This is a genomic window from Tistrella arctica (assembly GCF_039630945.1).
Classification (GTDB): domain Bacteria; phylum Pseudomonadota; class Alphaproteobacteria; order Tistrellales; family Tistrellaceae; genus Tistrella; species Tistrella bauzanensis.
Genome location: NZ_JBBKTV010000003.1, coordinates 566797 through 590257 on the forward strand (window position 1 = coordinate 566797; position 23461 = coordinate 590257).

24 protein-coding genes are annotated in these 23461 nt (G+C 67.9%); 11 read left to right on the forward strand and 13 right to left on the reverse strand.

Annotated elements, in window-relative coordinates; all coding sequences use genetic code 11:
• Positions 1–17: 17 nt before the first annotated feature.
• The gene (locus WG924_RS09470; RefSeq protein ID WP_345932756.1) at positions 18–584 is read right to left on the reverse strand and encodes a DUF2244 domain-containing protein; all 567 of its coding nucleotides are present in this window, start codon (positions 582–584) and stop codon (positions 18–20) included.
• A gap of 96 nt (positions 585–680) precedes the next feature.
• Between WG924_RS09470 and nth the strand changes: the two genes are divergently transcribed.
• Positions 681–1358 carry an endonuclease III gene (gene nth / locus WG924_RS09475; protein WP_345932757.1) on the forward strand — a complete coding sequence of 226 codons (678 nt, stop codon included), beginning with the start codon at positions 681–683 and terminating at the stop codon, positions 1356–1358.
• Here nth and WG924_RS09480 read toward each other — a convergent pair.
• Together WG924_RS09480 and WG924_RS09485 are read right to left on the reverse strand one after the other, a co-directional pair.
• A complete protein-coding gene (locus WG924_RS09480; protein WP_345932758.1) occupies positions 1334–1768 on the reverse strand; it encodes a hypothetical protein in 435 nt (144 codons plus the stop codon). The two genes, nth and WG924_RS09480, sit on opposite strands and share 25 nt — an antisense overlap.
• 73 nt (positions 1769–1841) lie before the next feature.
• Positions 1842–2537 (reverse strand): EI24 domain-containing protein, encoded by a 696-nt coding sequence (locus tag WG924_RS09485; protein ID WP_345932759.1) that lies wholly within the window; start codon positions 2535–2537, stop codon positions 1842–1844.
• 291 nt (positions 2538–2828) lie between these two features.
• Between WG924_RS09485 and WG924_RS09490 the strand changes: the two genes are divergently transcribed.
• From WG924_RS09490 to WG924_RS09515, 6 genes are all read left to right on the forward strand, one after another.
• Complete coding sequence (locus WG924_RS09490) at positions 2829–3821, forward strand: adenosine kinase (protein ID WP_345932760.1); 993 nt, start codon at positions 2829–2831, stop codon at positions 3819–3821.
• A gap of 95 nt (positions 3822–3916) precedes the next feature.
• Positions 3917–5743 carry a translational GTPase TypA gene (gene typA, locus WG924_RS09495; RefSeq protein WP_345932761.1) on the forward strand — a complete coding sequence of 609 codons (1827 nt, stop codon included), beginning with the start codon at positions 3917–3919 and terminating at the stop codon, positions 5741–5743.
• 45 nt (positions 5744–5788) lie between these two features.
• Positions 5789–7138: an AmpG family muropeptide MFS transporter gene (locus WG924_RS09500; RefSeq protein WP_188582278.1), complete on the forward strand. Its 1350-nt coding sequence runs from the start codon at positions 5789–5791 to the stop codon at positions 7136–7138.
• Positions 7139–7234: 96 nt separating this feature from the next.
• The gene (gene ppa, locus WG924_RS09505) at positions 7235–7762 is read left to right on the forward strand and encodes an inorganic diphosphatase (protein WP_345932763.1); all 528 of its coding nucleotides are present in this window, start codon (positions 7235–7237) and stop codon (positions 7760–7762) included.
• A gap of 178 nt (positions 7763–7940) precedes the next feature.
• A complete protein-coding gene (locus WG924_RS09510; protein WP_345932764.1) occupies positions 7941–8111 on the forward strand; it encodes a hypothetical protein in 171 nt (56 codons plus the stop codon).
• Positions 8112–8209: 98 nt separating this feature from the next.
• Positions 8210–8776, forward strand: coding sequence for a Rossmann-fold NAD(P)-binding domain-containing protein (locus WG924_RS09515; protein WP_345932765.1), 567 nt, complete (start codon positions 8210–8212; stop codon positions 8774–8776).
• A gap of 17 nt (positions 8777–8793) precedes the next feature.
• Here the strand turns inward: WG924_RS09515 and WG924_RS09520 are convergent, their stop codons facing one another.
• The 10 genes from WG924_RS09520 to WG924_RS09565 all read right to left on the reverse strand — a co-directional run bounded on the left by WG924_RS09520 (position 8794) and on the right by WG924_RS09565 (position 19419).
• Positions 8794–9426, reverse strand: a complete 633-nt coding sequence (locus WG924_RS09520) for an NADPH-dependent FMN reductase (protein WP_345932766.1) — start codon at positions 9424–9426, stop codon at positions 8794–8796.
• Positions 9423–10583 carry a pyridoxal phosphate-dependent aminotransferase gene (locus tag WG924_RS09525; RefSeq protein WP_345932767.1) on the reverse strand — a complete coding sequence of 387 codons (1161 nt, stop codon included), beginning with the start codon at positions 10581–10583 and terminating at the stop codon, positions 9423–9425. The genes WG924_RS09520 and WG924_RS09525 overlap by 4 nt, the downstream gene beginning before the upstream one ends.
• The gene (locus WG924_RS09530; protein WP_345932768.1) at positions 10580–11266 is read right to left on the reverse strand and encodes an O-methyltransferase; all 687 of its coding nucleotides are present in this window, start codon (positions 11264–11266) and stop codon (positions 10580–10582) included. The genes WG924_RS09525 and WG924_RS09530 overlap by 4 nt, the downstream gene beginning before the upstream one ends.
• A gap of 56 nt (positions 11267–11322) precedes the next feature.
• Positions 11323–11952: an NAD(P)H-dependent oxidoreductase gene (locus tag WG924_RS09535; RefSeq protein ID WP_345932769.1), complete on the reverse strand. Its 630-nt coding sequence runs from the start codon at positions 11950–11952 to the stop codon at positions 11323–11325.
• Positions 11953–11984: 32 nt separating this feature from the next.
• Positions 11985–13013, reverse strand: coding sequence for an NAD-dependent epimerase/dehydratase family protein (locus WG924_RS09540; RefSeq protein WP_345932770.1), 1029 nt, complete (start codon positions 13011–13013; stop codon positions 11985–11987).
• A complete protein-coding gene (locus tag WG924_RS09545; protein ID WP_345932771.1) occupies positions 13010–14848 on the reverse strand; it encodes a hypothetical protein in 1839 nt (612 codons plus the stop codon). The genes WG924_RS09540 and WG924_RS09545 overlap by 4 nt, the downstream gene beginning before the upstream one ends.
• Positions 14849–15077: 229 nt before the next feature.
• Positions 15078–15305: a hypothetical protein gene (locus WG924_RS09550; RefSeq protein ID WP_345932772.1), complete on the reverse strand. Its 228-nt coding sequence runs from the start codon at positions 15303–15305 to the stop codon at positions 15078–15080.
• 178 nt (positions 15306–15483) lie between these two features.
• The gene (locus WG924_RS09555; RefSeq protein ID WP_345932773.1) at positions 15484–16665 is read right to left on the reverse strand and encodes a DUF8462 domain-containing protein; all 1182 of its coding nucleotides are present in this window, start codon (positions 16663–16665) and stop codon (positions 15484–15486) included.
• A gap of 104 nt (positions 16666–16769) precedes the next feature.
• Entirely contained in the window at positions 16770–17783 is a 1014-nt protein-coding gene (locus tag WG924_RS09560; protein ID WP_345932774.1) for a hypothetical protein, read from the reverse strand.
• 88 nt (positions 17784–17871) lie between these two features.
• Entirely contained in the window at positions 17872–19419 is a 1548-nt protein-coding gene (locus WG924_RS09565) for an alkaline phosphatase family protein (protein ID WP_345932775.1), read from the reverse strand.
• A gap of 171 nt (positions 19420–19590) precedes the next feature.
• Here WG924_RS09565 and WG924_RS09570 point away from each other — a divergent pair, with 171 nt between their 5' ends.
• The 4 genes from WG924_RS09570 to WG924_RS09585 are packed head-to-tail and all read left to right on the forward strand — an operon-like array spanning position 19591 to position 23459.
• Entirely contained in the window at positions 19591–20346 is a 756-nt protein-coding gene (locus tag WG924_RS09570) for a GntR family transcriptional regulator (RefSeq protein WP_345932776.1), read from the forward strand.
• Between the two features lie 58 nt (positions 20347–20404).
• Positions 20405–21517, forward strand: coding sequence for an S-(hydroxymethyl)glutathione dehydrogenase/class III alcohol dehydrogenase (locus tag WG924_RS09575; protein ID WP_345932777.1), 1113 nt, complete (start codon positions 20405–20407; stop codon positions 21515–21517).
• A gap of 2 nt (positions 21518–21519) precedes the next feature.
• Positions 21520–22389 carry an S-formylglutathione hydrolase gene (fghA, locus tag WG924_RS09580; protein WP_345932778.1) on the forward strand — a complete coding sequence of 290 codons (870 nt, stop codon included), beginning with the start codon at positions 21520–21522 and terminating at the stop codon, positions 22387–22389.
• On the forward strand, positions 22386–23459 hold the full coding sequence (locus WG924_RS09585; RefSeq protein ID WP_345932779.1) for a sulfotransferase: 1074 nt from the start codon (positions 22386–22388) through the stop codon (positions 23457–23459). The genes fghA and WG924_RS09585 overlap by 4 nt, the downstream gene beginning before the upstream one ends.
• Positions 23460–23461 lie beyond the last annotated feature (2 nt).

The following is a 23461-nucleotide window of genomic DNA, read 5'->3' on the forward strand; positions in this document are numbered from 1 at the left end:
CCTGACCCCACCGCCAGTCACGCCAGCACCTGCCGGGTCGGTTGGGGCATGCGGGCGCGGTGGAGGGCGCCTTCCAGGGCGCGGGCGAAGTCGCGGCGTTCCGACGGGGTGAGGAAGCGGCCGATGATCAGGCGGCGGCCATGGCTGGTGATGGCCAGTTCCTGCGGGCCGAAGCCGTCTTCCTGGCCGGCATCGGGTTCGATCAGTTCCAGTCGCAGCCAATAGGGCTGGAATTCATGGGCGCGGGTCTGGCCGCGATGGTCGGTCTGCTCGATCCTGAGATTGTCGGGGGTGAGGCGCAGGCGTTCATGGGCCTGACCGGTGCGATAGCTGAACCGGAACCCCAGCCAGACCAGCAGCAGTTCCAGCCCGCAGAAGCCGAAGACCGGCCAGGCGCCCAGGCTGAGGAAATACAGCCCCATCGGTGCCAGCACCGCCGCCAGCGCGATCATCACCCATTTGAACCCGCCATGCGACAACGACCGGTGCGGCGTCAGCAGCGCATCGAAGATCAGCGGCTGATCGGTGACTGGCGGAACGACATCACCAAGGCGTGCGGACGGCGCGGGCGGGTTCTGGCTCATGGCTTCAGTATATGGATTGTTGCCCGCCGCCGCCAAGTATGCGTCACAACCACAGGCGCTTCCAACCACCGGCCGCCGGCGGTATTGTCTGATCCCATGAAGCGCGCCGATGTCGAGGAATTCTTTCGCAGGCTGTCCGCCGCCGATCCGGCGCCGCAGACCGAGCTTGCCTATGGCACTGTCTACCAGTTGCTGGTGGCGGTGGTTCTGTCTGCCCAGGCGACGGATGTGGGGGTCAACAAGGCGACCCGCCTGCTGTTTCAGCAGGTCGATAACCCGGCCGCGATGCTGGCGCTGGGTGAGGACGGGCTGAAGGCGCATATCAAGACCATCGGTCTGTTCAATGCCAAGGCGAAGAACGTCATCGCGCTGAGCCGGCTGCTGGTCGATCTGCATGGCGGCGAGGTGCCGCGCGACCGGGCGGCGCTGGAAGCCTTGCCCGGCGTTGGCCGCAAGACCGCCAATGTGGTGCTGAACGTGGCCTTTGGCGAGCCGACCATCGCGGTCGACACCCATATCTTCCGGGTCGGCAACCGCACCGGGCTTGCCCCCGGCCGCACACCGCTGGACGTGGAAAAGGCCCTGGAGCGTAAAGTCCCCAAGGCCTATCGCCTGCATGCCCATCACTGGCTGATCCTGCATGGGCGTTACGTCTGCAAGGCCCGCAAGCCCGATTGTCCCGCCTGCATGGTGGCGGATCTGTGCCGCTACAAGCTGAAGACGCCACCCGCCGCCCTGCCGGCCCCGGTTCAGATGCCGGTCGGCGAGAGCTGAGCCGCCAGATTGCTGCGATCGAAGCCGGCCAGACAATCGGCATCGGCAGTGGCGGCGCTGTGGCCGGCGAACCAGCGGACCACGCCATGGCTGGGCCGGGCACCGCGCGGATTGGCGGCGTCGCTGGCCGGGAAATACAGGATCAGCGCGCAGCGGTTGTCGGAATAGCGCCAGAACACCGACCGGCCCTCGTGCCGCGCCAGCGCCGGGCGTCCGAAGCGGCTGGTGATGTCGGTCTGATCCAGCGCCATCACCTCGTCCAGCCCCACCCCGGCAACGCCCCCGGACTTCGGCGCCGTGATGCCGGCGACACGCGCCTGCGGGCGCGCCTGGGTCATACCAGTATCAGGAACACCGGTGGTCTGGCAGCCGGCAAGGGCGGGGCCGGCCAGGAACAGGGTTGCGATCATGGCCCGGAAACGGGGGGTATACCGGCGGGCGGTATACCCGGGGCGAGTGGGGCGGGTGTGTCTGCGAAGGGCGTCACGGACGGCGCAGCTCACGGGCTTCGCGCTCCCTGATCAGGGTGAAGAGATGGGTGAAGATGGCGGCCGAGATGATCGGCGCGGTCAGGTTGACGAACGGGATCGCGAACAGGAACGACACCGCCGCCCCGTGGATGAACAACAGGCTGCGATGGCGCAGACGCATGGCCTTGGCATCCGCCGGGCTCATCCGGCGCAACGCCGCCATTTCAAAGTATTCCCGGCTGAGCAGCACGCCGTTCAGGCACACGAACAGCACCAGGTTGAGCACCGGCACGAAATAGAGCGGCAGAACCAGGATGTTCAGGAACAGCGCGAACAGGCCGAAGCGCAGTCCTGAGATCAGCGACGGCCAGAAGCCGGCGCCCTTGGCCGGCGGCAGGCCGGGATAGCTGCGTGCCTCGACCACGTCGGCGACGTCGTCGATCAGCATCCCCATCACCGCCGAGGTGATCGGCACAAACAACAGCCAGGCCGAGATGACCACCACGGCGAAATCGCCGGCATAGGAGATCGTGGCATCCAGCCACGAGATGCCGGTCAGCCCGGTGGCATCGATCCAGCCCACCGCCAGCCACCACAACAGACCCATCAGCACGGCGGAGCCGAAAATGCCGATGGCGAGCGGCCGCCACATGCGCGCGTCGTCGAGATTGCCGAGCGTGCGTCCGACCGTGGTGGTGATGAGCGCCATGATGCGCAACGTCTCCGGGGGACGGAAAAGCGGGGAAACAGAAAGGCTCGCGCAGGCGGCGCCCGGGCCGTGACAGCGGGCGCGTGCACCTGCGAAACCTGTTCGATTGATACGCTGTCCAAACGCCGCCGACAAGGCCGCAATTGTGGTTTGCGCCGCGGAAATCGCGCGCCCGCGTCGCACCGATGGCGAAAGCCGTCTATACTGTGCGCCGATGCTTGCGCATCCTGTGGTTGAGGATGCGCAAGCCGTCTCCGTCACCGGCTCCAACCACCAGGGAATTCCGCCCCCATGACCGCAAAAAGCTATCACGTCCTCGGCCTCGGCAATGCCATCGTCGATATCCTGGCGCGCACGGATGACCCCTTCCTCACCGATCAGGGGATGGTGAAGGGAACGATGGCGCTGATCGACGCCGAGCGCGCCGAGGCGATCTATGCGGCGATGGGGCCGGCTGTGGAAAGCTCGGGCGGGTCGGCGGCCAATACCATTGCCGGCCTGTCGGCTCTCGGCGCTCGGACAGCCTTCATCGGCCGGGTCGCCGACGATCAGCTCGGCCGTGTGTTCGGGCATGATATCCGGGCGTTGGGGGTCGCCTATGGCACGCCGCCGGCCGCCGATGCCCCGCCCACGGCGCGCTGCTTCGTGCTGATCACGCCCGACGGACAGCGGACCATGAACACCTATCTGGGGGCCAGCGTTCACCTCTCGCCCGACGATGTCGACGAAAACGAAGTCGCCCGTGCCGAAATACTGTACGTGGAAGGCTATTTGTGGGATCTTGCACCCGCGAAGGAAGCCTGCCTCAAGGCGATGCGGGCGGCACGGCGCAGCGGAACACGGGTGGCGTTCAGCCTGTCCGACAAATTCTGCGTCGACCGCTTCCGTGGCGAATTCCACCAGCTTATCGACGACCATATCGACATCCTGTTCGCGAACGAAGCCGAAATCACCGCGCTTGCGGAGACCGACGACTTCGACGCGGCGATGCGTTCGGTGACGGGGCGGGTGGAAATTGCTGCACTGACCCGCAGCGAACATGGTTCGGTGATCGTGCCCCGCGAGGGAGCGCCGGTCGCCGTGGCCGCGAGCCCGGTGCCAGAGGTGATCGACACCACCGGCGCCGGTGATCTTTATGCGGCCGGTTTCCTTTACGGGCTGACCCACGGGTTCGATCTCGCGCGGTCTGCCCGACTCGGCGGCTTGGCCGCCGCCGGGATCATCGGCCAAATCGGCCCGCGCCCCCAGGGATCGATCGCCCGCATCGTCGAGCGGTCGGCCTGAGCCAGAATCGGCCTGATTCTGGCCCCCGGGGCGGTCGCGGGCGGACGGCGGCACGCGACGTGCCGCCGCCATCTCTCAAGGCTTGTCAGACCCGTATGACCGTCCTGCGCAATCTCGCGATCATCGCCCACGTCGACCACGGCAAGACCACGCTGATCGACGCCCTGCTCCAGCAGAGTGGCGCCGTGCGCGCCCACCAGCAGCTCGCCGACCGGGCGATGGACTCGAACGATCTCGAGCGTGAGCGCGGCATCACCATCCTGGCCAAGTGCACGGCAGTCGCCTGGAAGGATTACCGCCTCAACATCGTCGACACCCCCGGCCACGCCGATTTCGGCGGTGAGGTCGAGCGGATCCTCGACATGGTGGATGGCGCCCTGCTGCTGGTCGATTCGGCCGAAAGCGTGCGGCCCCAGACCAAGTTCGTGCTCTCCAAGGCGCTGGCCAAGGGCCTGCGGCCGATCGTGGTGGTCAACAAGATGGACCGCCCCGACGCCCGCCCCGACACCGTGCTCAACGAGGTCTTCGACCTGTTCGCGGCGCTGGGCGCCGACGAGGAGCAGCTCGATTTCCGCGTCGTCTATGCCTCGGGCCGCTCAGGCTGGGCCTCGCTCGACGCCGTCACCTCGGGCGAGAACCTGCATCCGCTGCTCGACGTGATCGTCGAGCACGTGCCGGCGCCCGATGTCGACCGCGACGCGCCGTTCACCATGCTGGCGACCATGATCGAGAACGACCCCTATATCGGGCGCGTGCTCACCGGCCGTATCGTGTCGGGCGTGATCAAGGTCAACCAGCCGGTGCGCGCGCTTCGCCGCGACGGCACGGTGGTGGAAGATGCCCGGCTGACCAAGATCCTGCGCAGCGACGGGCTGAAGCGCGAGTCGGTCGATACGGCGGAAGCCGGCGACATCGTCTCGATCGCGGGCCTGTCGAAGGCGACGGTCGCCGACACCATCGGCACCTCCACGATCACCGAACCCCTGGCGGCCCGGCCGATCGACCCGCCGACCATGGCGGTCAGCATTTCGGTCAATGACAGCCCGCTGTCGGGCCAGGAAGGCGACAAGGTCACCTCGCGCATGATCCGCGACCGACTGTTCCGCGAAGCGGAAAGCAATGTCGCGATCCGCGTGACCGAACTGCCGAGCAAGGATGCTTATGAAGTCGCCGGTCGCGGCGAACTTCAGCTCGGCGTGCTGGTCGAGACCATGCGCCGCGAGGGCTTCGAGATGTCGATCTCGCGCCCGCGCGTGCTGTTCCGCGAGAACGCCGAAACCGGTCAGCTCGAAGAGCCGATCGAAGAGGTGCATGTCGACGTCGACGAGGAATACACCGGCGTCGTGGTCGAGAAGATGAGCCTGCGCAAGGCCGAGATGACCGACATGACCCCGACCGGGGGGGGCAAGACCCGGATCGTGTTCATGGCGCCGTCGCGCGGCCTGATCGGCTATCGCAGCGAGTTCCTGTCGGATACCCGCGGCACCGGCGTTCTGAACCGGCTGTTCTCGCATTACGGCCCCCATAAGGGCGACATGGAAGGCCGGCGCAACGGCGTGCTGGTATCCAATTCGACCGGTGAAGCCGTGGCCTATGCGCTGTGGAACCTGGAAGAGCGCGGCATGCTGTTCGTCGAGCCGCAGACCAAGATCTATGGCGGCATGCTGGTGGGCGAACACAACCGGGGCAACGACCTGGACGTGAACGCGCTGAAGGCCAAGCAGCTCACCAACATCCGCTCGTCGGGCAAGGACGATGCCATCCGGCTGACCCCGCCCAAGCTGATGAGCCTCGAAGAGGCGATCGCCTATATCGAGGAAGACGAACTGATCGAGGTGACGCCCAAGTCGATCCGGCTGCGCAAGCGCTATCTGGATCCGAACGAGCGCAAGCGCGCGGCACGTGCCGGCGACAGCGCCTGATCTCCGTCCTCTCTCCCCATCCCTGAAGCCTGACGGACGGCGGATATGAGCGCAGGCGGCGAGACCCGCGGCCGGTTGGGCCGGTTCGTCGATGGCACGCGGATCTATCTGGAGCCGCGTGTCCTTCAGATGCTGTTCCTGGGGTTCGCGAGCGGCCTGCCGCTCGCCCTCAGTTTCGGCACGCTCAGTGTCCGGCTGGCCGAACAGGGGATCTCGAAGGCGGCGATCGGCCTGTTCGCCGCCGTCGGCACCCCTTACGCCCTTAAATTCCTGTGGGCGCCGCTGGTCGACCGGGTGCATCTGCCCGGCCTTGCCCGGCTGTTCGGCCATCGCCGGTCATGGCTGCTGGTCTCGCAGGCGGCGGTGATCGGCGCCATGCTGGGGTTGGGCCATGCCGACCCCTCGGTCGACCCGTGGACGACGGCGCTGTGGGCGCTGTTGCTGGCCTTTGCCTCGGCCACACAGGATATCGTGATCGACGCCTATCGGGTGGAACGCCTGCCCGCCGATCGCCAGGGCGCCGGTGCCGCGATGGCGGTGTTCGGCTATCGCCTGGGCATGCTGGTCTCGGGCGCCGGCGCCCTGTATGTGGCCGATGGCATGGGCTGGTTCGCCGCCTATGCCGCGATGGCGATCGCCATGGGCGTGGGGGTGATCGCGGTTCTGGCCGGGCCGGAACCGGTTGTGGACCGCAGCCATGCTTTGGCCGCCGAAGCGGCCGGCCAGGCGCTGTTCAGGCGCGTGGGCGCCGGCGGTGCTCTTGGGCGCGCCGGCGGCTGGCTGCATGCGGCGGTGGTCTCGCCGTTTTCCGAATTTCTCACCCGGCCCAATGCCTGGCTGATCCTGGCCTTCGTCGTGTTCTACAAATTCGGCGACAGTCTGGCCGGGGTGATGACCAACCCGTTCCTGATCGAAATCGGCTTCGACAAGACCCAGATCGCCGAGGTGTCGAAGCTGTTCGGCTTCTGGGCGACGCTGGGCGGATTGTGGGTGGGCGGCACCCTGCTCGGCACGGTCGGGATCGTACGGGCCTTGTGGATCTGCGGCGTGCTTCAGGCGCTGTCGAATCTGGCCTTCATGGTCCAGGCGCAGGCCGGGGCCGATGTGGCGCTGCTGGCGGCGGTGGTCGGGTTTGAAAACCTGGCCGGCGGCATGGGCACGGCGGTGTTCGTGGCCTATCTCTCAAGCCTTTGCAATGTGTCTTATACCGCCACGCAATATGCGCTGCTGTCGTCGTTCATGGCGGTGGCGCGGACGTGGCTGTCGTCATCCGGGGGCGTGCTGGCCCAGGAACTGGGCTGGGAAGCCTTCTTTCTGGCGACCACGATCGCGGCGATTCCAGGGCTGATCCTGCTCTGGCTCGTCTCGCGCCGCACCGCGGATCGTGCTATCTAACGCCGTGAGCGACGGCCATGTCCCCGGCATCGCCGATGGCGCCGCCGGGGACATGGCCCTCACCTTCCGCACCACAGGGGACAAGAGGCCCGACCAATGGATGTGACCAAGATCGCCGCCGGCCGCGCGGTGCCCGCCGACATCAATGTCGTCATCGAGATCCCTGCCAACAGCGATCCGGTGAAGTACGAGCTGGACAAGGACAGCGGCGCCATCCTGGTCGACCGCTTCGTGGCGACGCCGATGTTCTATCCGGCCAATTACGGCTTCATCCCCAACACTCTCAGCGATGACGGCGATCCGGTCGACGTGATGGTGGTGACGCCCTATCCGGTCGTGCCGGGTTCGGTGATCCGCGCGCGGCCGATCGGCGTGCTGAAGATGGAAGACGAGAGCGGCATGGACGAGAAGATCCTGGCCGTGCCGCATTCCAAGATCACCACGCTCTATGACAACGTCCAGACCTATACCGACCTGCCCGAGCTTCTGGTCCGCCAGATCGAGCATTTCTTCACCCGGTACAAGGATCTGGAAAAGGGCAAGTGGGTGAAGATCGCCGGCTGGGGCGATATCGACACCGCCAAGCAGTTGATCGAGGAGGGTGTGGCGCGCGCGGGCAAGTGAGCCCCATCGCCGCACGGATCCAACGGCCCTGACATCCGGGGCATGTGACACGGCAGGGGCCGGCGGCATGATCCGCCGGCCCCTGCTGTCGTTTCGGAGATGATGCCATGGCCGGCCCGAAGCCCATGCACGCCCCCGTCATCCTTGGCCGCCGGCTGGACCGCCGACCGCAATCCGCATGCGCTGGCCGCTGTGCCGGTTCTGGCAGATCACCGTGCCGGCAGCGGGCCTCTCCGCCACCCTTGCCGCCTGCGCGCCGGCCTTCACCGCCACGCGCGATGCCCTGGCAGGGGTGCTCGATCAGGGCGGCGCCCCTGCTGGCCGCACGCGCCCATTCCTGATCGTGTGATATAGCCTTAGAGGTTGTTCAACCTGTGCATCTGCCTCCATAATCCGCCAGGAGCCGGGCGCAACCCGCGTGCCGCCGGTATCGCGGAGACTGTTGTCATGGATATCCGGTTCCACACGGCGCTGATGATCGGGGCGACCGGCATGCTGCGCGCGGCGCTGGACGCGGTGGCGACGCGCTCGGAACGGGTGCTGGCGGTGTCGCGCCATGCCGGCCTGAGCCTGCGCCACAGACCGGTGTCGCCGGGCGATGGCATGGCGCCGATCGTGCCGCTGGATCTCGACTGGCAGCAACCCGACAGCTTCATGACCGGCATCGAGGCGGCGATCGAGGGCGCCCGGCTGGATCTGGTGGTGATCTGGATGCATGGCAGCGGCCAGGAGGCGCTGCGCCGGCTGTTGCGACAGCTCGCGGGCCGGCCCGATTGTCTGGTGGTGCATGTGTTGAGCAGTGCCGCCGGCGACGCCGCGGCCTTCCGCGCGGCGCTGTCACGCGAAGCCGGTGGGCCGGTGCTGTGCCGCTATCGCACGGTCAAGCTGGGCGCGATCATGAACGGCCTGAGCTTCGATCGCTGGCTGACCCACGAGGAAATCTCAAGGGGCGTGATCCGCGCGATCCTGACAGCTGAGGACGTGGTGGTGGGCAGCGTGCCGGCCGGCCGCTGACCGGACCGGTATTGGCCCTAGATCAGCGCCTGGCGGGCAACCCGCATCACCTGCGCCATTACAACCATTTCCTGTGCGAAGCGGTCGACGCGTTGCAGGATCAGCGGATCGGCGAGCTGCGGATCGGTGTGCGGCCCATCTGTGGCGGGGTCGGTCGCCGCCGCCTCGGTAAAGTCGCGACGGTCGGTGCAGACCTGGGTGGCGATGGCATGGCCAAGCAGGCCACGGACCCAGATCCGCATCTGGTCCACCGCCTGGGTGGTGCGGCCGCCGCCATGGCTGGCGAGACCCACCGGCTTATAGGCCAGTTGCGGGATCGACAGCAGGTCGAGCGTGTTCTTCAGCGCGCCGCTGGGGCCGTTGTGATAGAGCGGCGTCGCCAGCACGATCGCCGCCGCCCCATCCACCGCCGCCACCATCCGGCGCACCACCGGATCGGGATGGCTGGCCGGGTCGCGGTGCCAGGCGGCGTCGGCCAGCGGCAGCGCCTGATCGCGCATGTCGAACAGGGTTGCCGCCAGACCGGCCCGATCCAGGCTTTCCGCCAGCGCCCGGCACAGGCCATGGGTATAGGATGGCCGGCGCAGGCTGCCCGCCAGCAGCACAACCGATGGCCGGCTGTCGGTGGGCGATGATGACGTTGTGGTCATGGCAGGCGGCTCCCCTGGTTCGGATCCATCTGGTCCATCAGGGCCGCCAACCGCCCGAAGGCCTGATCCAGCACCGGTTCCGGCACCGCGAAACAGCAGCGGATCGCCGGTGGCGACGCCACCCCGAAGGCCAGGCCCGGCACCACCAGAACCCCTGCCTCGCGGGCGCAACGCCCGGCCAGAGCGGTACTGTCGCCTGGAAATCCTGGCAGTTCCAGCCACATCACCGGCCCGGCGCGCGGCGGCACGATCCGCAAGGCCCCGACCGGGGCCAGATGCCTGATTGCCCTGTCCGCCAGCCCGCGCAGCCGTGCGGCGATATCGGGCGCCGCCGTCAGCCGTTGCCGGGCGGCCAGGGCCGATGCCGCATGAATCTGGGCATCCACCGGCGCCGACATCGCCAGTGTCCAGTGAACATCCTCGATCCGCCGGATGCGGTTGGGGCTGGCGATGGCATAGCCCAGCCGCGCACCCGCCAGCCGGTATTGTTTCGAGAAGCTGAGGATGCGGATGACATCGTCACCGGCGCCGGCGGCCCGGTCCGGCCCAACATTCACACCGCGGCCCTGTCCCTGCCACGCCGTTCCCTCCGGATCGTCGAAGATCAGGCCGGCATAGGTTTCGTCGATGATCAGCGCGCAGCCGGCATCAATGGTCAGCCGGCGGATCGCCGCCACCTGATCGATCGACAGCAGATTGCCCAGCGGATTGCCGGGGGTGTTGATCACCACCGCTCCGGCCGCCTGCCCAGCCAGGGCCTGACGGATGCTCTGCACCGGATCGGCCGGTGGCAGCAGGTCGTACCACGCCACCGGCCGGCCCAGAAACCGAGCGATATTGGCATAGGCCGGAAAGCCCGGGCGCGGCAGCAGGATGGTGGCGCCGGCGGGCAGGGTGGCGACGCTTGCGGTCAGCGCCATGGACGCGCCGGTGGTGATGGTGACCTGTTCGGCGGCCACGGCTTCGATCGCGGCCACCGCCTGACGCAGCAGCGGCAGGCCGCCGCGTGGCGAATAGCGGCCCAGCAGGGCGGGCGGCACCGCCAGGGTGGAGCGGCCGGCATCCTCGGCCGCGAACAGTTCGGGCGCGATCACCCCCAGCGACAGATCGACCGGCGGTGCCGCTGTCCCGGTGGCGGGCTCCGGCCGCGCGGTCATGGCCGCACCCGGGCGACCGACAGGCCGCAACTGTCCAATGGCAGCACGACCGGCCCCAGCAGTGCCGGATCGGCGGCGATGGCCGCGTTATAGCGCTGGAAATCGCCGGCGAAGCCCGGCACCAGCGGATCATGGGCCAGGATCAGCGCCCCCGGCTGCAGCCGGGGGCGGGCCGCACGCAGCACATCGGTATACAGCGCCTTGCGGGTCTGGGGATGGTCGACATCGATGAACAACAGGTCGATCGGCTGATCGTCCGTTGCCAGATCGGCGATCGCATCGGCGGATCGCAGCTCCAGCGGCCCGCCGGCACGGAACGCCGTGGCACCGGCGGCGGCGGCGTGATCGGCGTTGCGCCGGGCCAGCGCGGTCGCCTGAGCGTCGCAATCCACCCCCCATGCCTGGAAATCGTCATCCACCGTCGCGCGCCCCGCCACCAGAAAGGCGAAGCCGAAGCCGGCATAGGTGCCGGCGCCATAGATGCGGGTGGGCCTGCTGATGCGGGCAAGCTGCCACAGAAACCGCCGCATCACCGGCGAAATGGTGGTCTCCGGCACCTGAAACCGCTGTTCCACCGCCAGGGTCGCATGGCGGTAGCCGGCGGCATCGAAGCGTGGCGCGCGGCCGTCCAGCAGCCCGCCGGCGGCCAGAATGGCGGTGGCCTGATCGATGATTGCGGCCACCGCCTGCGTCGGATCGCCGGCAGGCCGGGAGGCTGCACCCGTAGAGGCCGCCCCGGTCATGACGCAACCGTGGCGGCGGTGGCGACGTCGCGGGCCAGGCCGGCGGTCGCCACCACCAGCCCCTGAATTGCCCGCTGGGCCATGCCGGCGGCGGCCGGGTCGTCGACCACCACGAACGGCCCGGCCTGCCGCGCGCCCAGGCAGTGCAGAATGACCGGTAGCTGCTCGGCCGCCGCCGCCGCCGAGGCGGCATCGGCGCCGACGATCAGCGCCACCACCGGCCGGCCGGCGAAGGGCGAGCGCGCGCCCGCCGAATAGGCCGGGCCGCTGACGGTTTCCACGAAGGATTTGAAGGTGCCGCCGACCCCGCCCCAATAGGCCGGCACCGACAGCACCAGCCCCGAGGCGGCGGCGATGCGGGCATGGCAGTGCCGCACCCCCGGATGGGGATGGTCCATCGGGTCCAGCCCCTGGAAGGGCGGCAGCGCCTCGTCGCGCAGATCCATCAGGTCGATGGCTGGAAAAACCCGGCCGACAATGCCCATGGCGGCGTGCAGCAGAGTGCGGCAGGCCGATGGCTGGTCCTGACCGGGCGCCGGCTTCATCGACCCGCAGATGGCGAGCAGCCGCGGATCGGGCAGGGCTCCGTGGGTGATGGCAGAGGCGGGTGCGGTATTGGCGATCATCGGCGGGGTTTCCCTATGCGCGGGGTCGGGCATCACGCGGTCGCCTCGGCGGAGGGGGCCTCGGCGGCGACATCGAAGCCGGCCTCGCGGGCATAATCCCTCAGGCTGTCCTCGATCGTGCGGGGAGCGATCCCAAGGCTGCCGGTCAGCCGGCCGATGTCGAGCGGCAGCCGCTGCAAGGGCGGGCGCGGCCGGGCCGGCGGCTTCAGCCGCACATCCACCGTCGCGAACACCGCCCCCAATGCGTCGATCAGTTCGGCCATGCTGGCGACCCGGCCGGTCGCGACGTTGATCGGTCCGTCCGGCCGGTCGGCGCAGGTGGCCGCCCGGGCCAGCGCCGCCCCCACATCCTTCACATAGACCAGATCGTCGCGATCCTCGGCATAGCCCTCCAGGGTCAGCGAAAACCCCTGCGCCGCGCAATACAGCATCCGTTCCAGCAGGACTGAGGAATGGCTGCCATGGCCGAAGCGGTTGGGGCCATAGACCCCGGCGATGCGCATCAGCACGCAATCCGGCCCCGATTCCGGCCCGTGCCGGCGACTGGTGACCATCCGCTCCATATCGGCCAGGATGCGGCCATAGACGGTGGGCGGGTCGATCGGCGCGCGACTCTCGATCAGGCTGCCGGCGGCGCGGTCGGCCTCTGTCGGCGCACCATAGACCGCAAGGCTGCTGACCAGTACCGCCCGGGGGATGCCGGCCGCGGCGGCCGCATCCAGCACGGTTCCCGTGCCATCCAGCGCCACGCGTCGCGCGCCCGCCGGGTCGGCCGCGGCCAGCGCCCCGGTCATGCCGGCGGTCAGGATCACGGCATCGACCCGGCCACAGGATGCCATCAGCCCGGCAACCGCCGGGGCGTCGCAGATGTCGAGGCTGTGGACGGGGCCGGCGTGGCGGCCATAGCGACGCAGGAAGGCCGCATCGGGCGCGCGGTCGGCGACGACCACCTCATGACCGGCGGCCAGCAGGCTGCGCAGGGTGAAGGTGCCGATCTGGCCACCGCCGAAGACGATCACCCGGCGCGGCGCGGTCGTGGCATCGGGGGCTGCGGCGGTCATGCGCACCGCGCCCGGGCCAGTCGCCCCAGATCATCGCTGTGGCCATGCAGCACCCGGGCGATGCTCACCCCGTGCAGCCCTTCAAGGTCGATCTCGGGCAGGCTGGTCGGCAGGCTCGAAAAGCTCGACGGCGGTGCCAGGGCCGACAGGTCGCGGGCATGGGCGGCATCGGGCGGCACCAGCCACAGCCCGTCTTCGTCGCCCAGCCGCATCACCAGATCCAGCGCCTGATCGGGCCGGCCCTGGCGCAGATGGCAGGTGGCGAGGCCGGCGCCGTGGATCCGGGCGCCCACGGCGCCGCGCGATGCCAATGCCTGATCGAGCCCGGCGGTGAACACCGTCCGCGCCTGATCGGCAAGCCCCAGCCGGAGCTGTGTGGTGCCAAGCGACCGCGCCAGGATCTCGACGCTGAGCGGCCGGTTCGCCGCCGTGACCAGTTGATGGGCGGTGGCGAAGAGTGGCAGCGCCGAGGCCGGGTCGCCTGAGCGCGCCATCAGCCCGGCGCGCATGCATAGTTGTGCCGCGCGCGACAGCCCGCCATCATCGATGCGCGCGGTCAGGTCTTCATCGAAGGTCTTGGTCAGCAGATCGAGCGCCACGGCGTATTCGCCGCGGATCTCCATCAGATTGCTCATATTGCCCAGCAGGTTGAACCGCAGATAGGTGCGGTCGGGCGTATGGCCGCGGGTGACGCCGGCAAAGGCACGGGTCAGATGATCGTATGACAGCGGGAACGCTTCGGCCACCGGCCGGCCGGCGAAGCGCGCCACCAGCAGCGCGTTCATCGCCTGACCATTGTGCAGCCAGGCCCGTTCCATGGCGACATCGCCCGGATCATCGGCCAAAGCTGCATCCAGCGCCTGATGGGCGCGGGCGATGCAGTCCTCGCTGCGCGCCAGATCGAATTTCCGCTTCGACCAGATCAGCGCCTGCATATACAGCAGATGCGCGCGCAGCGTGGCGTGGCGCGCCTTGTCGTGGCCGGCGGTCAACTGGTCGATCGCCTGATCATGCAGGCCGAGATTGGTCAGGATCAGGGCGATCAGCCGGTGATCGTCGACGGATGACCGGGTGAGGCCAGCGGCCCACCACAGACCGGCATCGTAGTTCTGGGTCGACAGCCATGCGCAGGCGCCGGCGACGGTGCGGGCGCTGACCCATAGCGGCCCGGCCGCGCCCGACGGGCCGGCGGCGGTATCCGATGTCACAACCGGTGAGACCCTCAGGATCGCGCGCAGCGTTGCCAGCAGATCATCGCGGCTGTCCGCCGCCAGTCGGCCGAATACCCCATCCGCCACATCATCGGCCATCGCCGCGCCGGCATCGGTGCTGAAGCCGCTATCGCGCGATTGCCGCCAGATCCAGGTGACCCGGCTGTCGGCGGGGGCCAGCAGGCAACCGCGGGCCAGCACCTTCAGGCTGGGCCGGTCGATGCGGGTGACATCCGGAGTGATAACCGTCACCGGCCCCAGCCATTCCAGCGCATCGGCGACAAGGCGGCCCGCGGTGTCGATCATCAGGGCCGAGCCGGCGCTCTCGCGACTGACCCGGCGCAGCGCCGCCAGCGCGCCGCCATCGCCCAGGATCGCCGATTCCAGGTCGCCACGGGCATCGAGAGCATGTTCATGCGCGGTCACCCCGGCCAGATCAGCCGCCGCCGCGATCAGTCGACGGGCCAGCGACGCGCCGGGTGTGCCGGCGCCGGCATGCGTGCCCAGCCGTTCCGCCAGATCCCGCAGCACAGCGGCCGCGCAGACGAAGGAATCCAGACAGGCGCCGCCGCCGGGTCCCGCGTCCGATCCCGATCCTGAGGCCGTCTCCGATCCGGGTAGCATGATCACCGGGGTGCCGGCCGGCGCCGCCGCGCGCGCGGCCAGGGCGCCGGCATCGTGGGCGTAATGGGTAACGTGCCAAAATCGGCACCTTGATGGTGATCGGGGGCCGAGCGGCACGGCGGGTGTGGAGGTGGCCATCGCGTCAGCTCCGCCAGTGAAAGGGGCCGGACATGAGGGCCGGCCATCACCGTGCCGGCGGACCGGCCGGTGATGGCCGGCGCATGGACGCTCAGATGCTGGGACTGGCCCAGGCCAGGGCGCCGATCGCCAGAACGTCGTCGCCTTCCAGCTTCCCGGCCTTCGCCGCGTTCACCATCTCTTCCAGTGCCGCGATCATATCCTTGGTGACGCCCTTCTGGGCCTCGATGACCTCACCGTCGGACAGCGGATTGATGGCCCGAAGCTGCTTCACATCGACAACCGCATACTGCGCCTTGCGATTCATGGCCTTGATCATGATGTCCTCCCTTTCCCATGGTGTTTGGTGGAAAGGAGTACACTTTGAATCAAAAAGTGAGTCAATCGTAATTCGATCTACTTATCGGATAGTCTGTCTGCGTGCTGTCCTGCCCAGGGCGCGGCGTCGCGTCACGCGCGGCGATTGATGGCGGCAGGCAATCATGTTCGCGCCTTGGTCAGTCGAGGGTGGGCATGACCCGGCGCATGTAAGCGTCGAACAGCGGGACAGTGAACGCGGTGTCGCCGTGCTGGGGTGAATAGATCATGCCCTTGCGGATCAGCTTGTCCCTGGTCGGGCCGACATTGGTCGTCTTCAGGCTCAGTTTCTCGGCGATTTCCCCAGATCGATGGGTTCCAGGGCCGAGTTCTGCCAGAGCGCGCATATATCGCTTTTCGGCTGGTGTGCATCGATCAAATCTCACGCGGAAGAAACTTTCGTCGAGTTTCACGATCGCAGCCGACGTGGCCTTTAAGATGTCGTTCTTTGATATCCGGCCGTCACCGGCGATGTTCCAGGCTTCATGGCCCCACTGTTGCAAGAAGTACGGATATCGCTCTGTCACCGACAAAATCTCAGAGATGGCGGCCTCGTCAATCATCGCACCTTCGGCTTGAACAGGGCCAAGGATGGCGTCTCGCGCATCGTGTTCGTCAAGTGCCCCGATTTTCGGGTATTTGAAAAGGCGTTCGGCATAAGACTTGGAATCACCGGCCAATCCAAGGATCTGCGGCAATCCGGCCCCCACGAGCGTGACAGGCAGATTGGCCTGGCTGGTGCGATGGATCGCCATGATGAGCGCGCTGAATTCCTTTTTTTTCAGATACTGCATTTCATCGATCAGTATGACGATCGGGATGCCGGCGGATTTTGCGGCCTGCCCGATCGACAGGAACAAACTCGGCAGGTCTGCCTCAAGATCGCCGCTGTCCGCCGAACCGACTTCCGGATCAATTCCCAACTCAAGATCTATGTCATGCACTTTCAACTTGATAGATCTTACGAAACTGCTCAGAACGCGGAGCGCCTGCCGCGCCGCATTCCGTCCCAACTGAAGAACGCTCAATGAAATCAATATTCGCCGTAGTCCCGGAACCAGAAGTTCTGGAAGGGATTTGTCCTCATGCGCCTCGATGTAGAGCGTTTTGAATGTTTCCCGCTGAGCGGTTTCGTCGATACGTATCAGCAGTACCGTTTTACCAACCCCGCGAAGCCCCACCAGGATGCTGCTTTGAGCGGGTTTGGCCAAAGCGATGCGGCGGAGTGTGACACCGACGTCGTCGAGAACGGCCGAACGACCAGCAAGTTCAGGCGGTGGATTGCCCGCACCAGGTGCGAATGGATTGCGAACCGGATCCACACGAGGCCTCCTTTAACGAATTTACCCGTTTATATCAGGTTTCCGGTAAAAATGGATAAACTCGTTCAATACGCCATCGATGCAATCGCTGCCTGTGGTGTTCTTCACCCCGTCGCCGGCATCAGACTGACCGGCCGGCCCGGCTCGGGCACCGTCTCGCCGGGATAGGGGGCGAGGCCCGGATAGCCGGCGGGCAGCACCGGCGGCGTGGGGGTGGCCGGGGTGATCTGCGGGGGTGGCAGCTCGCGCGGGGGTGCGGCGGGTCCATCATGCACGGGCAGGGCCGGTGTCGCAGGCGGTATGGCAGGGGATGGGGCCAGCGGCTCGACCGGTGGCGCCGGTTCCGGTGCTGCCTGCATCGCCGCCTGCATCTCGATCTGGCGGGTCAGATCGATGACCCGGCTGCGCTCGGCGCTGGCCTCGGCGACCGTGATCAGGCCACGGCGCAGCCAGGCATCGATGCGCCGGCCGTGATCGGCAAGTTCGGTGGCGGTCATCACCTGCGGCGCCGGCAGCGGCTGGGGCGGTGCCGGCGGCAGCACCGCATCGACGATGCGGGCGCGTTCCGCCTGGGCCTCGCCCTGGGTCATCACCCGGTCGACGACCATCTGGTCCAGCGCCCGGAACCGGGCCATGGTCTCGGATGGGGTCGGCGCCGGCATCAGCGGATCGATGGTGACCGAGGCCGGATAGGACAGCGGCAGCAGCCCGCCCAGATTGACCGCCCGGCGATCGGCGGCCAGTTTCGCGGTCACCCGGTTGTCGGCCTTCAGCCGCGCCATGGTTTCGAACCGCCGCGCCATGCCGGCATTGAGCAGCGCGTCGACCGCGGCCGGCGGCTGTGGCGCCACACTGCCCGGCGGCCACACCACCGGTTGCCACACGGCCGGATCATGGAGCACCGGCCGGTCCAGGCCGGCATCATCCGGCACCGGCCGGCCATCGGGCGTCATCACGATGATCGGATCGGTGCTGGGCAGGATGATCCCCTCGGGCGGCAGATCGTCAGGCTCATGCGCCATGGGCGCGCAGCCGGCCGCCATCGCCGCCAGCAGCGAGGCGGTGGCGAGGCGAAGGGGATGGGAAATGGACCGACGCAACTGTGTCATGGCTGTCAAGATAAGGGTTTATCGCGCCGGGAACCAGCCATGCCCGCGCGATACCGCGGCGATGTCACCGCCGCGCCCTGCCATGGCCGCCATCGGTTCAGAGCCGGCGGCCGGCGGTGACATGGGCCTGGCCGTCGCGGATCAGCCGGTCCAGGCGCTGCGTGAAGCGGCCGGTGCCGGTGGTGAGGGTCTGTGTGGTATCGGGGCGGGCGACGGCCTCGGCGATGATGGCCGGGTCGATCCGGTTCAGGCGCGCCGCCGCCGCCGGATCGGCCATCGCCTCCCACACCGGCCGGCCGCCATGGGGGGCGGCGGCGATCCGGCCGGCCTGGCCGGTCAGCGCCAGCAGGGTCGGCACGATATCGGCCATGCCGGTCGCGGTATCGACCACCGCGCCCTCGCGGAAGGCGCTGCCGGCAAACACCGCCAGGCTGCGGATCTCGGCCGGGTGCAGCCCGCCATGGATGCCGACCCCGTCGCCCAGGCTGTTGTCGTGCAGGCAGGTGCCGGCCAGCCCCCACTGGTCGGCCTCGTCACTGTTGCGCAGGATGAACACCAGATCGGCGGCGCGGGGATGGTCGATCCCCACCAGCCGCCGATCGAAACTGCCGGGAATGATGCCCTCGGCGACGGTGCCCTCGGGCCGGCGGGGCACGCGTGGTGCTGCCGGTGCGGCGGGGCCCGAGAACACCATCCCGATCTCGTCCATCTCCATCAGCGCCGCCGCCACACGCGCCGCCAGCGCCGGCGAACGATCGCGGACCAGCAGGTTGCCGCAATAGCCGGGCACCAATGCGATATCGGCACCATCGACCAGATGCCGGTCGACGGTGAAGCCCGCATGGCGCAACTGGCCGGCAAGATCGACGCGGCGGGTCTGGGTGATATGGGCGTGATCGGATACCACCACCAGATGAACATCGCGGTCGCGACCCTCGGCCTGCCACCACGCGACCAGCCGGGCGATCTCGTCATCCACCGCGCGCATCGCATCGAGGGCGGTGTCGGAGCCGATGCCGAAGATGTGATAGGCATTATCCGGCTCGCCATACCACAGGATCGTGACATCCGGCAGGTCGGGCGCGATGGCGGCCAGGAAGGCATCGGTCATCCAGCGCCCGCCTACGATGTCGGGATAGGATTTTGGCGCCGGCGGCGGCCCCACCCGGTCGATGATCGCCTGAACCTCGGCCACGGGAAACGAGGCCGCGGGCTGGTGGACCGACAGGCACAGCGCATCCAGAAGCGTGACCGGCTGCTTCAGCCGCACGCTGCCGGCCGAATTGGCCGACAGCACCTTCAGCCGCCGGCCATCGGCCGCCAGCATCTCGCCGAGGGTGGGGGTGGTGTAGAGCCGGCCGTCATAGGCGGCGGTCGCCTTCTCGATCTTGGCGATGTCGAAGCCCTCGAACCGCTCGCGGGCATCGACCCGGGGATCGAGGAAGAAATTCGCCACCATGCCGTGGCCCGATGGCCGCGCGCCGGTGACCAGGGTCGGCAGGTTGACATAGGTCTCGGTCGGGAAGGCGGCGGACTGGCGGCCCAGCACGCAACCCTCGGCCATCAGCCGCGACAGCGCCGGCATCCGGGCGGGGGTCACCAGTTCGGGACGCAGGCCATCAAGGCCGATGAGCACGAAACGCATGAGAGCGGCTCCGGAAGCGCGGGCGATGGGGGGATGATAGCGCCCGACCCGTTGGTTTAAACCACAATCCCGCGACAGCTCGATGAAATGTTGGGGGGGTGCATGTGCCTGTGGCGTCACCCGGCCCTGGGCTGCTAGCCTCTGACGACCGATCAACCGCAGGACCGCCCGATGACCACACGCGACCCTGCCTATCTGAAGGCCAAGACCTATCTGCTCGACGGGCTGGATGATGGCCGCTGGAAGCCGGGGGACAAGCTGCCCTCGGAACGGGATCTCGCGCGGTTGCTGGTGCTGGACCGCAATCTGGTACGCCATGCGTTGATGTCGCTGGAAGGCGAGGGGCTGGTGATGCGCCTGGACCGGCGTGGCTGGTTCGCCACCCCGCCGCGGCTCGCTTTCGATCCGGGTGCCCATGTCAATTTCGCCCGTGCCGCCCGCGATCAGGGCCGGGTGCCAAGCTGGGCGTCGCTCGATCATGGCATGGTGCCGCTGCCCGGCCCCGAGGCCCGGATGATGGGGCTGGCCGCCGGCACCATGGCGCTGCGCACCCTGGCCTGGGGGGCGCTCGACGGTGTGCGGGTGTATGTGGAGGAAACCTTCTACGCCCCCCGGCTCGGCCCCTCCGCTGCGGGTGCCGCCGGCGCAGACTCAGCCGTCGGTGGGCGCCCGGGCCCGGACGCCACCACCGACTGGCAGGACCGCCCGACCACCGAGTTGTGGATGACCGAATTCGGCATCACCCCGGTGCAGAAACATCTGCTGGTCCGCCCGGTGCGGCTGGCCGGCGACGTGCTGGAGATCCTGGGTCTGGCCCCCGGCGCGCCGGGGGTCTATATCCGCCGGATCAAGACCGACGGCGCCGGTGTCGTGATCGAAATCGATCATGAATACTGGCGGTTCGACGCGGTCGAATTCAGAATGTGAGACCGGACCGGCCGATCGCGGATCCCCGATGGCCGGCCGCCCAGTCAGGAGAGACCCGATGAAGACCCGCGCCGCCGTCGCCTTCGCGCCCAACACGCCGCTCGAAATCGTCGAGCTCGACTTGGAAGGCCCCAAAGCCGGCGAAGTTCTGGTCGAGATCATGGCCACCGGCATCTGCCACACCGATGCCTATACCCTGTCGGGCAAGGACAGCGAGGGGGTGTTCCCCAGCATTCTGGGGCATGAGGGTGCCGGCATCGTGCGCGAGGTCGGCGCGGGCGTCACCTCGGTGAAGCCCGGCGATCATGTCATTCCGCTCTACACGCCGGAATGCCGCCAGTGCAAGACCTGCCTGTCGCAGAAATCCAACCTGTGCACGGCGATCCGCGCCACCCAGGGCAAGGGGCTGATGCCCGACGGCACCAGCCGCTTCTCGCTGAAGGGCCAGCCGATCCATCACTATATGGGCTGCTCGACCTTCTCGAACTTCACGGTCATGCCCGAGATCGCGGTGGCGAAGATCCGCGAGGACGCGCCCTTCGACAAGGTCTGCTATATCGGCTGCGGCGTCACCACCGGCATCGGCGCCGTGATCTATACGGCCAAGGTCGAGGCCGGCGCCGATGTCGCGGTGTTCGGGCTGGGCGGCATCGGGCTGAACGTCATCCAGGGCGCGCGCATGGTCGGCGCCGACAAGATCATCGGCATCGACATCAACCCGTCGAAGCGGCCGATGGCCGAGGCCTTCGGCATGACCCATTTCATCAACCCGAAAGAGGTCGGCGCCGACAAGGTGGTGCAGGCGATCACCGACCTGACCGGCGGCGGTGTCGATTATTCCTTCGACTGCACCGGCAACACCACGGTGATGCGCCAGGCGCTGGAATGCTGCCATCGCGGCTGGGGCCAGTCGATCATCATCGGGGTTGCCGAGGCGGGGCAGGAAATCTCCACGCGCCCGTTCCAGTTGGTCACCGGCCGGGTGTGGCGCGGTTCGGCCTTCGGCGGCGCGCGCGGCCGCACCGATGTGCCGAAGATCGTCGACTGGTATATGGACGGCAAGATCAACATCGACGACCTGATCACCGATGTGATGCCGCTGGAGCAGATCAACAACGGCTTCGACCTGATGCATGAGGGCAAGTCGATCCGTTCGGTGGTGGTGTACTGATCATGACGATCAGGGATTTCAAGACCATCGCCACCAATCGCTGCTTCGACGGCGTCCAGGGCGTCTACAGCCATGCCTCCACCGAGACCCGCACGACCATGCGGTTCTCGGTCTTTACACCGCCGCAGGCCGCGCACGGGCCGGTGCCGGTGGTGTGGTTCCTGTCGGGCCTGACCTGCACCGAGGAGAATGTCACCGTCAAGGCCGGCGCCCAGCGGGTGGCGGCCGAACTGGGCTTGATGCTGGTGGCGCCCGATACCAGCCCGCGCGGTGTGGATGACGGCGGCGAGACCGTGCCCGACGATCCCGATGGCGCCTGGGATTTCGGGCTTGGCGCCGGGTTCTATGTCGATGCGACCGAGGCGCCGTGGGCGCGCAACTACCGCATGTTTTCGTATGTCGCGACCGAGCTTCCGCAACTGATCGAGGCGGAATTTCCGGCCGATATGGCGGCGCAGGGCATCATGGGCCATTCGATGGGCGGCCATGGCGCGCTGACCATGGCGCTCAGGCATCCCGGCCGCTTCCGGTCGGTCTCGGCCTTCGCGCCGATCACCTCGCCGCTGAACTGCCCGTGGGGAGAAAAGGCGCTGGGCGGCTATCTCGGCGCCGACCGCAGCCTCTGGCGTGCCCATGACACCACGGCGCTGATCGCCGACGGCGCGCGCTGCCCGCATATCCTGGTCGATCAGGGCCTGGCCGACGGCTTCCTCGACAGCCAGTTGAAGCCGCAGCTTCTGGAAGAGGTGTGCATGGCCACCGGCCAGCCGCTGACGCTGAACCGGCGCGAGGGCTATGACCACAGCTATTACTTCATCGCCAGCTTCATGGAAGATCATCTGCGCTGGCATGCGGCGGCGTTGAAGGAATGACCGCCGCCGCAGCCGTTCCCGCACGCGCAACCGACGGCCGCATCGCGCCGGTGCTGATCCTCAGCACCGGGCGTTGCGGCTCGACGATGATATCGGCGCTGCTCAACAAGCATCCGCAGGTGTTGAGCCTGTCGGAATTCTTCGTGCCGCTGGGGCCGGCGGCCTTCACCGGCGCCCGACGCGACGGCGCCTGGATGTGGGATCTGTTCAGCCGCCAGAGCCCGGCCCTGCACGCCATGCTGAAGGATGGCGAGGTGGTCGACGAGATGCTGTATCCGCTGGGCCAGCCCGGCGCCCGCTATCGGGCCGCCGATATTCCGCCGATCGCGATGGTGACCCTGCCGCATCTGACCGACCAGCCCGACGCCCTGTTCGACGAACTGGCGCCGATCATCCGCCAGCGCCCGGCGATGCCGCTGGCGGCACAGTATCAGGGGCTGTTCGATCATCTGATGGCGCGGTTCGGCCGCAGGGTCTGGGTGGAGCGCTCCGGCGGGTCGCTGATGGTGGCGGCCAAACTGCTGCATCTGTTCCCCGATGCCCGGGTGATCCATGTCTATCGCGACGGCCGCGATACCGCGATGTCGATGGCCCATCACCATAATTTCCGGGTGCTGGTGGGCGCGATGAAGGCCTCCCGCCGCTTCGGCATCGATGGCTTCCGCCCCTTGCACCAGCCGCGCGGGCGGATGCTGGATGTCTGGCTTCAGCAGTTGATCTTTCCGCGCCTGAACGTCCGCCGGCTGGCGGGCGACGTGACGCTGGCCGATCTGGGCGATTTCTGGAGCCGGATGATCCTGCTGGGCCGGCAGGTCTTCGCCGATTTGGCCCCCGACCGGCTGCTGTCGCTGAAGTTCGAGGATGTCCAGCAATCCCCCCACGAGACCCTGCGCCGGATGATCCGTTTCATCGACCCGTCGCTGGATGACGCCGGCTGGCTCGACACCGTCGCCCGCATCCCCAAACCCGCCCGCTCCAAATTCACCACCCTGCCCCCCGACACCCGCGCCGCCCTGACCGCCGCCTGCGCCCCCGGCCTCGCCGCGCTGGGCTATCCGCTGGAGGGGTGAGC

Coding starts and splice junctions, on each gene's coding strand:
- WG924_RS09470 (WP_345932756.1), bottom strand. CDS start 584: ATGAGCCAGAACCCGCCCGCGCCGTCCGCACGCCTTGGTGATGTCGTT.
- nth (WP_345932757.1), top strand. CDS start 681: ATGAAGCGCGCCGATGTCGAGGAATTCTTTCGCAGGCTGTCCGCCGCC.
- WG924_RS09480 (WP_345932758.1), bottom strand. CDS start 1,768: ATGATCGCAACCCTGTTCCTGGCCGGCCCCGCCCTTGCCGGCTGCCAG.
- WG924_RS09485 (WP_345932759.1), bottom strand. CDS start 2,537: ATGGCGCTCATCACCACCACGGTCGGACGCACGCTCGGCAATCTCGAC.
- WG924_RS09490 (WP_345932760.1), top strand. CDS start 2,829: ATGACCGCAAAAAGCTATCACGTCCTCGGCCTCGGCAATGCCATCGTC.
- typA (WP_345932761.1), top strand. CDS start 3,917: ATGACCGTCCTGCGCAATCTCGCGATCATCGCCCACGTCGACCACGGC.
- WG924_RS09500 (WP_188582278.1), top strand. CDS start 5,789: ATGAGCGCAGGCGGCGAGACCCGCGGCCGGTTGGGCCGGTTCGTCGAT.
- ppa (WP_345932763.1), top strand. CDS start 7,235: ATGGATGTGACCAAGATCGCCGCCGGCCGCGCGGTGCCCGCCGACATC.
- WG924_RS09510 (WP_345932764.1), top strand. CDS start 7,941: ATGCGCTGGCCGCTGTGCCGGTTCTGGCAGATCACCGTGCCGGCAGCG.
- WG924_RS09515 (WP_345932765.1), top strand. CDS start 8,210: ATGGATATCCGGTTCCACACGGCGCTGATGATCGGGGCGACCGGCATG.
- WG924_RS09520 (WP_345932766.1), bottom strand. CDS start 9,426: ATGACCACAACGTCATCATCGCCCACCGACAGCCGGCCATCGGTTGTG.
- WG924_RS09525 (WP_345932767.1), bottom strand. CDS start 10,583: ATGACCGCGCGGCCGGAGCCCGCCACCGGGACAGCGGCACCGCCGGTC.
- WG924_RS09535 (WP_345932769.1), bottom strand. CDS start 11,952: ATGATCGCCAATACCGCACCCGCCTCTGCCATCACCCACGGAGCCCTG.
- WG924_RS09540 (WP_345932770.1), bottom strand. CDS start 13,013: ATGACCGCCGCAGCCCCCGATGCCACGACCGCGCCGCGCCGGGTGATC.
- WG924_RS09545 (WP_345932771.1), bottom strand. CDS start 14,848: ATGCTACCCGGATCGGAGACGGCCTCAGGATCGGGATCGGACGCGGGA.
- WG924_RS09550 (WP_345932772.1), bottom strand. CDS start 15,305: ATGATCAAGGCCATGAATCGCAAGGCGCAGTATGCGGTTGTCGATGTG.
- WG924_RS09565 (WP_345932775.1), bottom strand. CDS start 19,419: ATGCGTTTCGTGCTCATCGGCCTTGATGGCCTGCGTCCCGAACTGGTG.
- WG924_RS09570 (WP_345932776.1), top strand. CDS start 19,591: ATGACCACACGCGACCCTGCCTATCTGAAGGCCAAGACCTATCTGCTC.
- WG924_RS09575 (WP_345932777.1), top strand. CDS start 20,405: ATGAAGACCCGCGCCGCCGTCGCCTTCGCGCCCAACACGCCGCTCGAA.
- fghA (WP_345932778.1), top strand. CDS start 21,520: ATGACGATCAGGGATTTCAAGACCATCGCCACCAATCGCTGCTTCGAC.
- WG924_RS09585 (WP_345932779.1), top strand. CDS start 22,386: ATGACCGCCGCCGCAGCCGTTCCCGCACGCGCAACCGACGGCCGCATC.